The sequence below is a fragment of the Brevundimonas sp. genome (genome assembly GCF_051858995.1).
Lineage (GTDB): Bacteria > Pseudomonadota > Alphaproteobacteria > Caulobacterales > Caulobacteraceae > Brevundimonas.
This window is the reverse complement of sequence record NZ_JBHYGN010000012.1, coordinates 242,020-254,188: the sequence shown is the minus strand read 5'-3', so window position 1 is coordinate 254,188 and position 12,169 is coordinate 242,020. Positions and strand designations below refer to the sequence as shown.

The following is a 12,169-nucleotide window of genomic DNA, read 5'->3' as shown; positions in this document are numbered from 1 at the left end:
GTCCATATCGCCGCTTCCATGATCTGGATGCGGTGAATGTCGATTCGGCCTAGCGTCTTCCGCTGCGTTCGCCCGTCAGGAGGCGGACGCTATGGGGAAGAATTCCGCATGACGTCTTCGGTCGAAAGCACCCTTCGGGGACCGGAAGCCTATAGCCTTTCGCGTCGGGTGATCGACGAGATGGAAGCCGTCGGCGTCTGGCCGACCCCGCTCAATTTCGAACTGTGGCTGCACTATCTGGGCGATCCGGAAGGCGCGCTCGGTCGCGAGATCCAGCGCCTGCTGGCCGCCGAAGAACCCTTCACCGAAGCCACCGCCGACATGCTGGCCGCCGAATACCTGCCGCGCGGCCGCCTGACCGAAGAGATCCGTGACGCCGGTCGCGTGCTGGACCGCGAGCTGTCCAGCGTCGCCGACGCCATTTCGCGCGCCCACAAGTCGCAGGCCGCCTACGGCCAGACCCTCGACAAGGCCGCCACCAATATCGAGGCCGCCGGCGACGGCGCCTCGCTCAAGGCCATCGTCGGCGGCCTGAGCACCGCCACCCGCCGCGTCCAGCGCGAGAACGAGACGCTGGAGAAGCGCCTCGACGCCTCGACCAGGGAAGTCGCCCGCCTGCGCGAACACCTGGAACAGGTGCGCCGCGACGCCATGACGGACGCCCTGACCAATCTGGCCAACCGCAAGGCCTTCGACGAGCATCTGGTCGCCGCCTGCCACCAGTGCGAAGTGACGGGCGAGTCGATGATCCTCGCCGTTCTCGACGTCGACCACTTCAAGCGCTTCAACGACACTTGGGGCCACCAGACCGGCGATCAGGTCCTGCGCTACGTCGCCAGCGTCATCGGCCGCTTCAGCCCGCCGCCGCGCATCGCCGCCCGCTACGGCGGCGAGGAGTTCGCCATCATCTTCCCGCGCGAGGACGCCCACCACGTGGCCACCGCCCTGGAAGCCATCCGCAAGGAAATCTCGTCCCGCTCGCTGCGTCGTCGCTCGACCAATGACGAACTGGGCGCCGTGACCATCTCGGCGGGCTTCGCCGTGCATCGTCCGGGCGAGTCGGGCTCGACCCTGCTGGAACGCGCCGACGCGGCCCTCTACGCCTCCAAGCGGGCGGGTCGGAACCGGGTCACCTCGGCCGAGGTCCTCGACCTCGCCGCCTGACCTGTTGGCCTGCGGCCAGAACAGGGCATAGTCCCCCCATGCGCAGCTTCGCCTTCGCGATCGCCTACTGGTCGCTGTCCATCGCCTACACACTGGCCGCCTGCGTCGCGGCCCTCGCGCCCGGTCGCGCCGCCACCGGCTGGATCATCCGTCGCTACGTCCGGCGCATGGTCCAGGCCATGCGGGTGCTGGCCGGCATCCGGATCCAGTACCGGGGCGAGGATCGCCTGCCGCAGGGCGCCTTCATCATCGCCTCCAAGCACCAGAGCTGGGGCGACGGCTTCGCCACCTATGACAGCTTCCAGGACCTCGCCTTCGTCACCGGCGACCATCTGGAGAAGTTTCCGCTGCTGGGCACGGTCCTGCGCAAGCTGGGGGCCATCGTGGTCAACAACTGCGGCGGCCGCGCCGCCCGCGACGCCCTGAAGCACCGCGCCGCCGATGCCCATGCCGAGGGCCGCAAGATCCTCATCTACCCAGAGGGCAATCTGGCCAAGGTCGGCGAGAAGTTCCGCTACCGCTCGGGCGTCTGGCACATGTACCGAGACTTCGACATGCCGGTCGTCCCGGTCGCCACCAACCTCGGCCTGTTCTGGGCGCAGGAGGCGTTCAAGAAGACCCCGGGCGTGGCCACGCTGGAGTTCCTCGACCCCATCCCCACCGGCCTGCCCAAGGAAGAGTTCCTCGCCCGCCTCGAAGCCGCCGTCGAAGGTCGCACCGCCGAACTGATCGCCGAGGCCACCGGCAATCCGGTCACGCCCGCCGTGCAGGTGCCGACGCCGGATGAGGTGAGGAAGGCACAGGCTCAAGGGAGTAGGAATTAGGGCTTAGGAATTAGTCGCGCGGATCAATCCTCACGCGCGCTTCCCCTAATTCCTAATTCCTAAGCCCTACTCCCTCTTAAGCGGCCGGAATCACCGCCCCGTCGTACTTCCGCGCGATGAAGTCCTTCACCGCCTGGCTGCGCAGGGCGGCGGCCAGCGCCTGCACCCGCGGGTCGTTCTGGTTGTCGGGACGCGCCACCAGATAGTTGATGTAGGGGCTGTTCGCCCCCTCCAGCGACAGGGCGTCGGTGCGCGGCTTCAACCCGGCGTCCAGCGCATAGTTGGTGTTGATCACCGCTGCGTCGACCTGCGGCAGGATGCGCGGGATGGTCGCCGCCTCGACCTCGCGGAAGACGAAGCCCTTCGGATTGCCGGTGATGTCGCGCACCGTCTGCAGCGGGTTCTGGCCGTCGCGCAGGGTGATCAGGCCAGCGGCCTGCAGCAGCAGCAGCGAGCGCCCGGTGTTCGAGGCGTCGTTCGGCAGCACGATCTGCGCGCCGTTCGGCAGGGCCGCCAGCGCGGTGTGCTTCTTCGAATACAGGCCCAGCGGCTCGACGTGCACGCCCGCCACCGTGATCAGGCTGGTCCCGCGCGCGGCGTTGAACTCGTCCAGATAGGGCTTGGTCTGGAAGTAGTTCACATCCAGCCGACGCTCGGCCAGCTGGGTGTTCGGCTGGACGTAGTCGTTGAACACCTTGATCTCGATCGGCACGCCCTCGGCGGCCAGGATCGGCTTCACGACCTCAAGGATCTCCGCGTGCGGCACGGCGGTCGCGCCGACGATCAGGACGCCGCCCTCTCCCGCCTTCTGGTCACCACCCGCGCCACAGGCAGCGAGCGTCAGCAGGGCGGCGGCGGAGAGCAGGAGCGAACGACGGATCATGGCTTTTGCCTTTCGGAGGCGGTCAGCGGTGGGAGACGGCGGTGACCAGACGGTCCCCGATCATCTGAAGGATTTGAACCAGAACCAGCAACAGGACGACAGTCACGACCATGACGTCCGTCTGGAAGCGCTGATAGCCGAAACGCACGGCCAGGTCGCCCAGACCACCTGCTCCGACCACCCCGGCCATGGCCGTGTAGCTGACCAGGGCGATGGCGGTGACGGTCGCCCCGGCGATGACGCCCGGCAGGGCCTCGGGCAGCAGGGCGCGGGTGACGATCTGGAAGATCGAGCCGCCCATCGCCTGCGTCGCCTCGACCACGCCCTTGTCGACCTCGCGCAGGGCCGTCTCGACCAGTCGCGCGTAGAAGGGCGCCGCGCCGACAACCAGCGGCGGAATGGCCCCGGCAACGCCCAGCGACGTCCCGACCAGCAGCACCGTCACCGGCAGCATGACGATCAGCAGGATGATGAAGGGCACCGAGCGCAGCACATTGACCACGAAGGACAGCACGGCGTTCAGCACCGGATTGGCCGCCAGCCGCCCCTTGGCCGACAGGTACAGCAGCACGCCCAGCGGCACGCCCAGCACCACCGTCAGCACCAGCGACCCGCCCAGCATCAGCAGGGTGTCGATGGTCGCGCGCCCGATCTCGGTCCAATCCACATTGTCGAACATCAGACCGCCTCCACCTTCACGCCGCGCGCGGTCAGTTGCGCCGTCGCGGCCTCGGCGTCGCCGCCAGTGAAGGCCACGACCAGCTGGCCATAGGGCTCGCCCCGTATGCGGCTGATGCGGCCCGACAGGATCGAATAGTCCACGCCCACCGACCGCGCGACGCGGCTCAGTTCGGGCTCATAGGTCGAGGCGCCGCGGAAGGTCAGTTTCGCCAGCCTGGCCCCCGCGGGCACCACCGAGGCGTCGAACGCCTCCTCGCCCTCGGCCAGCATGGCTTGGGTCACCGGATGCTGGGGATGCAGGAAGACGTCCGCCGTCGCGCCCTGCTCGACGATCCTGCCGTCCTTCAGCACCGCCACTCGGTCACAGACCCGGCGCACCACCTCCATCTGGTGGGTGATCAACACGATGGTCAGGCCCAGCTCGCGGTTCAGCTGATCCAGCAGGGTCAGGATGTCCTCGGTCGTCTCCGGGTCCAGCGCGCTGGTCGCCTCGTCGCACAGCAGGACCGAGGGCCCGCAGGCCAGCGCCCGGGCGATGCCCACCCGCTGCTTCTGCCCGCCCGACAGCTGGGCGGGATGCTTGTTCGCATGCTCCGACAGGCCCAGCCGCGCCAGCAGCTCGGCCACGCGCGCCTTCACCTCGGCCTCGGGCCGCCCTTCCAGCCGCAGCGGGAAAGCCACGTTGTCGAAGATGGTCTTGGCGTTCAGCAGGTTGAAATGCTGGAAGATCATGCCGATCCGGCGGCGCGCGGCGCGCAGCTCGGCCGGGTTCAGGGCGGTGATCTCCTGCCCGTCCACGAACACCTTGCCCGCGTCCGGCGTCTCCAGCCGGTTGATGGTCCGGATCAGGGTCGACTTCCCGGCGCCCGAGCGCCCGACCACGCCGAAGACCTCGCCCTTGGCGATCTCCAGATCGGCGCTGTCCAGCGCCACGCGTTCGCCCGCCGCGCTGCGGTAGCGTCGGGTCACCCCCTCAAGGCGGATCATGTCAGTCGGCCTTCAGCGGGGTGATGGTGACGCTCTCGCCACAGCCACAGGCGTCCGTCTGGTTCGGGTTCCGGAACACGAATTTCGAGGCCAGCTTGGTCGTCTCGAAGTCGATCTCCGAGCCGATCAGATACAGCACCGCCTTGCCTTCGATGACGATGGTCGCGCCCTTGTCGGTCACCACCTCGTCCAGCGGCCCCACCTCCTCGGCGAAGCCGAAGGTGTATTCCTGCCCGGCGCAGCCGCCGTTCTTGATCCCGACGCGCAGGCCCTTCACCGGCTTGTCGGCGGTCAGTTCGATCACGCGCGCGGCGGCCGCGTCCGTCAGGGTGACGATCGCGGGGCGCGGGCGGCGCGGACGGGCGGTGGCTTGCAGTTCGCTCATCCCGGTCCTCAGAACATGTTGAGCGCGAGCTTGGCCTCGTCGCTCATCTTGGAGGGATCCCACGGCGGATCGAACACGATCTCGGCGCGGGCCGAACGGATGCCCTCGACCTTCATCACCGCCTGCTCGACCCAGATCGGCATTTCGCCGGCCACCGGGCAGCCCGGAGCGGTCAGGGTCATCTCGACGGCCACGTCGCGCTCGTCCGACAGGTCGACCTTGTAGATCAGGCCCAGCTCATAGATGTCGACCGGGATCTCCGGGTCGTACACCGACTTCAGCGCCTCGATGATGCCGTCGGTCAGATGGTCGAGCTCCTGCTGGCTGATCTTGCCGGATTCGACCGCGGCGGCGCGGCCGCCATCATCGTCGGTCGTCACGGCTTCAACAGGGGTTGTCTGGTCGGTCATGCAAAGAACTCACGCGCCTTGATCAGGGCGTCGGCGAAGGCGTCGGCGTCCTCAAGGGTGTTATATAGGGCGAAGCTGGCCCGAGCGCTCGACGTCAGGCCAAATCGTTTGGCCAGCGGCTCGGCGCAGTGCAGCCCGGCCCGCACGGCCACGCCGTAACGGTCCATCACCTGCGCGATGTCATGGGCGTGGGCGCCCTCGACGGTGAAGGTCAGGATCGCCCCCTTCCCTTCCGCCTCGCCGATGATCTTCAGCCAATTCACCCCATCCAGCCGCGCGCGGGCGTGCTCGTAAAGAGCGCGCTCATGGGCGTCGATGGCGGCGCGGTCATACTGGTTCAGCCATTCGATGGCCGCCCCCAGGCCGATGGCCTCCAGGATCGGCGGCGTCCCCGCCTCGAACCGGTGCGGCGGCTTCGCGTAGGTCACGCGCTCCATCTCCACCGTCTCGATCATCTCACCGCCGCCCTGATAGGGCGGCAGGGCCTCCAGCGCGGCCGTCGTGCCGTAAAGCGCGCCGATGCCGGTCGGCCCGTACAGCTTGTGGCCGGTGAAGGCGTAGAAGTCGCAGCCGATGGCCTGCACGTCCGGCAGGCCGTGCACCGCCCCCTGACAGCCGTCGATCAGCACCTTGGCGCCGACCGCGTGGGCCTTTGCGGTGATCTCGGCCACCGGATTGATGGTGCCCAGCACGTTCGACATATGGGTGACCGCGACGATCTTCGTCTTCGGCCCCAGCAGGTCGGCATAGGCCGCCATGTCCAGCGATCCGTCGTCCAGCAGCGGGATCCACTTCAGCACCGCCCCGCGCCGCTCGCGCAGCAGGTGCCACGGCACGATGTTGGAGTGGTGCTCCATCTGGCTGACGATGATCTCGTCGCCCGGCTGGATCGACTGCCCGAGGCTTGACGCCACCAGATTGATCGCCTCGGTCCCGCCCTTGGTCCAGACGATGTTGTCCGGGCTCTGGGCGTTCAGGAACCGCGCCACGCTCTCGCGCGCGGCCTCGAAGGCTTCGGTCGTCTCATTGGCCAGCGTATGCAGGCCGCGGTGGACGTTGGCGTAGGACCCCTCCATCGCCGCCGTCAGGGCGTCGATCACCGCCCGCGGCTTCTGCGCCGACGCGGCCGAGTCCAGATAGACCAGCGGCTTGCCGTTCACCGTCCGCGACAGGATCGGGAACTGAGCGCGCGCGGCCATCACATCAAAGCCCTCCCCCTCGAGGGGGGAGGGTTGGGTGGGGGTGTTCGCGCCGCTGACGCCGGTTCGAGCACGCGAGGCGGTGTCGACCACGCCTTTCGCGCCAATCTCGCTCAGGTCCGCGCGCGCACCCCCATCCCCGGCCCTTCCCCCCTCGAGGGGGAAGGGAGCGTTCGATGAAGCCGTCACAGCCGCTCTCCCAGCCATGTCCTCGCCACCTCTCTCGCGCCGTCGTGCGCGATCCGGTCCACGACCTCGACCAGGAAGGCCTCGACCAGCAGGGCGCGGGCCTCGTCGGCCGGAATGCCGCGCTGCTGCATGTAGAACAGTGCGCTCTCATCCAGATTGCCGACCGTGTTGCCGTGCGCACACTGCACGTCGTCGGCGTAGATGATCAGCTCCGGCTTGGCGTCGATCTCGCCCCGCTCGCCCAGGATCAGCGCGTGGTGCTGCATCCGGGCGTCGGTGCCGTCGGCGCCGCGCTCCACGATGATCTTGCCCTGGAAGACGCCGCGCGCCGTGTCGCGCACCACGCCCTTGGTCAGCTGGCTGGTCAGGCCGTCGGCGGCGACGTGGTCCACCACCGTGGTCAGGTCGGCGTGCCGCTCGCCCGCCAGCGCATAGGCGCCGTCCAGCGTCACATCGGCGCCCTGGGCGAAATGCAGCAGCTGGGTCTCGATCCGTTGCAGCTTCGATCCGGTCGTCAGCACGGTCTGGCGATAGACGCCGCCCGCCTCGACCCGCACCTCAGCCTGGGTGATCGAGATGGCGTCCGCCGGCTCCTCGATCAGCACCACGCGGATCACCTCGGCCCCGCGCGCCACATCCAGCTCCAGCCGGTTGTGCGCCACATAGGCCGAGCCGGTCCCTTCATGGGTCTCCAGCAGCAGCAGCTTCGCCCCGGCCCGCGCCGAGATCCGCGCCGTCGCCGCATGGCCGGTCTTCTGGGCCTTGGAGATGAAGCGCAGGCGCAGGGTCTGCTCGCCCGAGGCCATCAGGGTGTCCACGCCCACGGCCCGGCCGTTGACGAACACCATGGCCTCGCCGCCCAGCGCCTCGAACGGTCCCCCGCCGACCACGGGCACAGCAGCCGACGGCGACGGCTCGGGCGCCTCGCGCAGGTATTTCCGAAGGTCCGAGTATTTCCACGCCTCGACGCGTCGCGACGGGAAGCTGGCCGCGTCCTTCAGATCAATGAGCGGCAGGGCGTTCATTGCACACGCCCTCCCAATTCTTCTCCCTTCCCCCTCGATGGGGGAAGGGTCGGGGATGGGGGTGAGTAGGCGATGGCGCACGAGGCGTCGTCGACACGACCTCCAGCGCCTGCACCGGTCAGACCGGCGCGCGCACCCCCACCCAACCCTCCCCCATCGAGGGGGAGGGCTTTGGGGGCGACGCCAGGAATTTCAGCAAAGGCGTTCACGTCTCTCACGCCGCCTGCGCTACATATTTATCGTAACCTTCAGCCTCGAGCTGAAGCGCCAGCTCCGGGCCGCCCGATGCGACGATGCGGCCGGCGGCCAGCACATGCACCCGGTCGGGTTTGATGTAGTCCAGCAGGCGCTGGTAGTGGGTGATCACCAGCATCGACCGCTCCGGCGAGCGCAGGGCGTTCACGCCTTCCGAGACGATGCGCAGGGCGTCGATGTCCAGACCGGAGTCCGTCTCGTCGAGGATCAGCAGCGACGGCTCCAGCAGGGCCATCTGCAGGATCTCCATCCGCTTCTTCTCACCGCCCGAGAAGCCGACGTTCAGCGGCCGCTTGAGCATGTCGAAGTCCATCTTCAGCGCCGTGGACGCCGCCCGCACCAGCTTCAGGAAGGCGGGGGCCGAGACCTCCTCCTCGCCGCGCGCGCGCTTCTGGGCGTTCAGGGCGGTGCGGATGAAGGTCATCGCCGGCACGCCGGGGATCTCCAGCGGATACTGGAACGACAGGAAGACGCCCTTGGCCGCCCGTTCCGCCGGATCCAGCTCCAGCAGGTCGGCGCCGTTCCACTCGACCGAGCCTTCGGTCGCCTCATAGCCCGGACGGCCCGACAGGGCGTAGCCCAGCGTCGACTTCCCGGCCCCGTTCGGCCCCATGACGGCGTGCACCTCGCCCGCCGGCACTTCGAGCGTCAGCCCCTTGAGGATCGGCTTCTCGCCGACGGTGACGTGGAGGTTGGAGATGGAAAGCATCACGCGGTCTTCTGAGTTAGCCAGCCGAACATGCGGGCCAGCATTGATTTGGGCTTCTCGTTGGGAAGAAACTTCCCGGGTTCGTCGACTGTCACGGTCCTCTCGAACCAAAACTCGTGCATCGCGGCCATGAAAGCCTTGTCGCTCACTGGAAATCCGGATGCGTCTCCGATTACGGAGTCGATCCAGCATTTTGGGCAGTGAGCGGTACCATCGCCTTCAGGCACCCATTCTTCGATCTCGTGCGGTGCGAAGGTTTCAAGGCAATAGAAGCAACCGCAGACGGCGCTAGCTTCCAGTTCGGCGCGATGCCGCGCGCAGTGGCTGTGAGCGTCGCGAAGATATCCTTCAGTGAAGCTCACCCCACGCTCCCTTCCAGACTGATCGCCACCAGCTTCTGCGCCTCCACCGCGAACTCCATCGGCAGTTGCTGCAGCACGTCCCGCACGAAGCCGTTGACCAGCAGGGCCACCGCCTCTTCCTGCGACAGCCCGCGCTGCTGGGCGTAGAACATCTGGTCATCCGACAGGCGCGTCGTCGTCGCCTCGTGCTCCAGCTGCGCCGAGCCGTTCCGGGCCTCGATGTACGGAATGGTGTGCGAGCCGCACTCCTTGCCGATGAGCAAGGAGTCGCACTGGGTGAAGTTGCGCACGCCCGTCGCCTTGGGGTGCACCGACACCTGCCCGCGATAGGTCGAGTCCGACTTCCCGGCCGACACCGCCTTGGCGATGATCCGAGACCGCGAATTCTTGCCCAGATGGATCATCTTGGTGCCGGTGTCGGCCTGCTGATGTCCGTTGGTGATGGCGATCGAGTAGAACTCGCCCGAGCTCTCCTCGCCCTTCAGGATGCAGGACGGGTATTTCCAGGTGACGGCCGAGCCGGTCTCCACCTGCGTCCACGACACCTTCGACCGGTCACCGCGGCAGTCCGCGCGCTTGGTGACGAAGTTGTAGATGCCGCCCTTGCCCTCGGCGTCGCCCGGATACCAGTTCTGGACGGTCGAGTATTTCACCTCGGCGTCGTCCAGCGCCACGATCTCGACCACCGCCGCATGCAGCTGGTTCTCGTCGCGCATCGGCGCCGTGCAGCCTTCCAGATACGAGACATAGCTGCCCTTGTCGGCGATGATCAGCGTCCGCTCGAACTGGCCGGTCTGCGAGGCATTGATGCGGAAATAGGTCGACAGCTCCATCGGGCATTTCACGCCCGGCGGGATGTAGACGAACGAGCCGTCGCTGAAGACCGCGCTGTTCAGCGCCGCGAAATAGTTGTCCGACACCGGCACGACCGAGCCCAGGTACTGGCGCACAAGCTCCGGATGTTCGCGCAGGGCCTCGGAAATCGGCATGAAAATCACGCCGACCTTGGCCAGCTCGGCCTTGAAGGTCGTGACTACCGACACGCTGTCGAACACGGCGTCCACCGCCACCTTCGGCGCGCCCTGCACCCCCGCCAGCACCTCCTGCTCCTTCAGCGGGATGCCCAGCTTGGCATAGACTTCCAGCAGCTCCGGATCGACCTCGTCGAGGCTCTTCGGCCCCTCCTTCTTCACCGGCGCGGCGTAATAATACAGGTCCTGATAGTCGACCGGCTCATACTTCACCGCCGCCCAGGTCGGCTCCTCCATGGCCTGCCAGCGCTCGAAGGCGGCCAGCCGCCATTCCAGCATCCACTCGGGCTCGCCCTTCTTCTCGCTGATGAAGCGCACGATGTCGGCGTTCAGCCCCTTGGGCGCGAACTCCTGCTCGATGTCCGAGGTGAAGCCGTGCGCATACTTCTCCAGCGCGGCGACAGCTTCGACGGTTTCCTTAACGGCGGCCATGACTTACGCGACTTCCTTCGCGCGTTCACTCACACGCGCGGTATGCTTTTGATAGGCCGCCACCCAGGCGTCGGCGAAACGGATCCAGTCCTGTTCGGTGGTGCCCCAGCCGCCCGAGACCCGCACCCCGCCCGTGGCGAGATCGTGCAGCCCCATGGCGCTGATGGTCTTGGACGGCTTGGTCTTGCCCGACGAACAGGCGCTGCCCGCCGAGATCATCACTCCGGCCAGATCGAGCGTGATCAACTGTTGTGGGCTGTCCCAGCCCTCGACCGCCATGAACAGGGTGTTGGGCAGGCGCGGAACGGCGCCGCCGATGATGGTCGCGCCCGCCGCCTTCGCCCGCGCCTCGGCGGCGTCGCGCCAGCCGACGTGGGCCATCGCCTCCTCAAGATCACGCGCCGCGCAGACCGCCGACACGCCGAAGCCCGTCAGGCCCGGCACATTCTCGGTGCCCGCGCGCATGCCGCGTTCCTGTCCGGCGCCGTGCAGGATGCGCACCGCCTCGCGGCCCGGCTTCATCACCAGCGCGCCGACGCCCTGCGGTCCGCCCAGCTTGTGCGCCGACAGGGTCAGACTGTCCGCATCCAGCGTGCGCATGTCGACCGGGATCTTGCCCGCCGACTGGATGGCGTCGACATGCAGCCAGCCGCCCGCGGCCCGCACCAGTTTCGCCGCCTCGACGATCGGCTGGATCACGCCGCTTTCATTGTTCGCATGATGGATGGCGACCACGGCGGGTCCGCCGTTGGCCAGCAGAAGCTCCAGCACATCCAGATCGACCACGCCGTTGGCATCGACCGGCAGCACCTCGACCGGCGCGCCCGAGGTCATCGCCGCTTCCGCCACGCACGGATGCTCGGTCGCCCCGACAATCAACCGCTCACAACCGCCCTTCAACGCGCTGACGATGGCCTGCGCATTGGACTCGGTCCCACCGGACGAGAAGATGAGGGCGGTTGGATCGGCCCCGACCAGATCGGCCACCTGCGCCCGCGCCGTCTCAATCCGCGCCCGCGCCCGGCGACCTGCGGCATGCACCGCCGACGGATTGCCGTTGTCGGCCAGAGCCTTGGCCATGGCCTCCTGAACTTCCGGACGCACCAGACCCGAGGCGTTGTAATCCAGATAAACGCCGCTCATGCCGCCGCCTCCATGCCCGCGCCGGACGCCCGGCGCCGCGCGCCCGTCCGGTTCAGCACCACGTCCTCCAGCGACACCGCCGCCAGATAGGCGTGGATTTCCGCGCCCAGATCTTCCCAGAGATTGTGGGTGATGCAGCGCTCGCCGCCCATCATGCAACCGCGCGGCGTGCCCAGGCCCGAGCACCGGGTCGCCCGGATCGGCTCGTCCACGGCCAGCACGATATCCGCCACCATCGTCACCTCGGCGGCCCGCGCCAGACGATAGCCGCCGCCCGGACCGCGCACGCTCGACACCAGCCCGCTCTTGCGCAGGCGGGCGAACAGCTGCTCCAGATAGCTCAGCGAAATCTCCTGCCGGGTGGCGATTTCGGCCAGCGAAACGGCCCGCGTCTGGCCTGCGGCGTCGCGTCCGTTCCGGGCCAGATCGGCCATCGCCATCACGGCGTATCGTCCCTTGGTCGACAGACGCATCACGCACCCTCAAAAAT

14 protein-coding genes are annotated in these 12,169 nt (G+C 67.8%); 2 read left to right on the top strand and 12 right to left on the bottom strand.

Features of this window, described 5'->3' with window-relative positions; genetic code table 11:
- Positions 1–108 precede the first annotated feature (108 nt).
- Complete coding sequence (locus ACTIEF_RS14935; RefSeq protein ID WP_439472931.1) at positions 109–1,164, top strand: GGDEF domain-containing protein; 1,056 nt, start codon at positions 109–111, stop codon at positions 1,162–1,164.
- A gap of 38 nt (positions 1,165–1,202) precedes the next feature.
- Positions 1,203–1,988: a lysophospholipid acyltransferase family protein gene (locus ACTIEF_RS14930; RefSeq protein WP_439472930.1), complete on the top strand. Its 786-nt coding sequence runs from the start codon at positions 1,203–1,205 to the stop codon at positions 1,986–1,988.
- A 76-nt stretch (positions 1,989–2,064) separates the two neighbouring features.
- Here ACTIEF_RS14930 and ACTIEF_RS14925 read toward each other — a convergent pair whose 3' ends face one another.
- The 12 genes from ACTIEF_RS14925 to ACTIEF_RS14870 form a co-directional block, all read right to left on the bottom strand.
- Positions 2,065–2,871: a MetQ/NlpA family ABC transporter substrate-binding protein gene (locus ACTIEF_RS14925; protein WP_439472929.1), complete on the bottom strand. Its 807-nt coding sequence runs from the start codon at positions 2,869–2,871 to the stop codon at positions 2,065–2,067.
- 22 nt (positions 2,872–2,893) lie between these two features.
- On the bottom strand, positions 2,894–3,550 hold the full coding sequence (locus ACTIEF_RS14920; protein WP_439472928.1) for a methionine ABC transporter permease: 657 nt from the start codon (positions 3,548–3,550) through the stop codon (positions 2,894–2,896).
- Entirely contained in the window at positions 3,550–4,539 is a 990-nt protein-coding gene (locus ACTIEF_RS14915) for a methionine ABC transporter ATP-binding protein (RefSeq protein ID WP_439472927.1), read from the bottom strand. Before ACTIEF_RS14915 ends, ACTIEF_RS14920 begins: the two co-directional genes overlap by 1 nt.
- Position 4,540: 1 nt before the next feature.
- Positions 4,541–4,924 carry a HesB/IscA family protein gene (locus tag ACTIEF_RS14910; protein WP_439472926.1) on the bottom strand — a complete coding sequence of 128 codons (384 nt, stop codon included), beginning with the start codon at positions 4,922–4,924 and terminating at the stop codon, positions 4,541–4,543.
- Between the two features lie 8 nt (positions 4,925–4,932).
- On the bottom strand, positions 4,933–5,334 hold the full coding sequence (locus ACTIEF_RS14905; protein ID WP_439472925.1) for an SUF system Fe-S cluster assembly protein: 402 nt from the start codon (positions 5,332–5,334) through the stop codon (positions 4,933–4,935).
- Positions 5,331–6,533, bottom strand: coding sequence for an aminotransferase class V-fold PLP-dependent enzyme (locus ACTIEF_RS14900; RefSeq protein ID WP_439472924.1), 1,203 nt, complete (start codon positions 6,531–6,533; stop codon positions 5,331–5,333). The genes ACTIEF_RS14905 and ACTIEF_RS14900 overlap by 4 nt, the downstream gene beginning before the upstream one ends.
- A gap of 185 nt (positions 6,534–6,718) precedes the next feature.
- Positions 6,719–7,747 (bottom strand): Fe-S cluster assembly protein SufD, encoded by a 1,029-nt coding sequence (gene sufD, locus ACTIEF_RS14895; protein WP_439472923.1) that lies wholly within the window; start codon positions 7,745–7,747, stop codon positions 6,719–6,721.
- Between the two features lie 214 nt (positions 7,748–7,961).
- On the bottom strand, positions 7,962–8,711 hold the full coding sequence (gene sufC, locus ACTIEF_RS14890) for a Fe-S cluster assembly ATPase SufC (RefSeq protein ID WP_439472922.1): 750 nt from the start codon (positions 8,709–8,711) through the stop codon (positions 7,962–7,964).
- Positions 8,711–9,073 (bottom strand): hypothetical protein, encoded by a 363-nt coding sequence (locus tag ACTIEF_RS14885; protein WP_439472921.1) that lies wholly within the window; start codon positions 9,071–9,073, stop codon positions 8,711–8,713. The genes sufC and ACTIEF_RS14885 overlap by 1 nt, the downstream gene beginning before the upstream one ends.
- Positions 9,070–10,536 carry a Fe-S cluster assembly protein SufB gene (gene sufB / locus ACTIEF_RS14880; RefSeq protein WP_439472920.1) on the bottom strand — a complete coding sequence of 489 codons (1,467 nt, stop codon included), beginning with the start codon at positions 10,534–10,536 and terminating at the stop codon, positions 9,070–9,072. Before sufB ends, ACTIEF_RS14885 begins: the two co-directional genes overlap by 4 nt.
- A gap of 3 nt (positions 10,537–10,539) precedes the next feature.
- Positions 10,540–11,679 (bottom strand): cysteine desulfurase family protein, encoded by a 1,140-nt coding sequence (locus ACTIEF_RS14875; protein WP_439472919.1) that lies wholly within the window; start codon positions 11,677–11,679, stop codon positions 10,540–10,542.
- A complete protein-coding gene (locus tag ACTIEF_RS14870; protein ID WP_439472918.1) occupies positions 11,676–12,152 on the bottom strand; it encodes an Rrf2 family transcriptional regulator in 477 nt (158 codons plus the stop codon). Before ACTIEF_RS14870 ends, ACTIEF_RS14875 begins: the two co-directional genes overlap by 4 nt.
- Between the last annotated feature and the right edge of the window lie 17 nt (positions 12,153–12,169).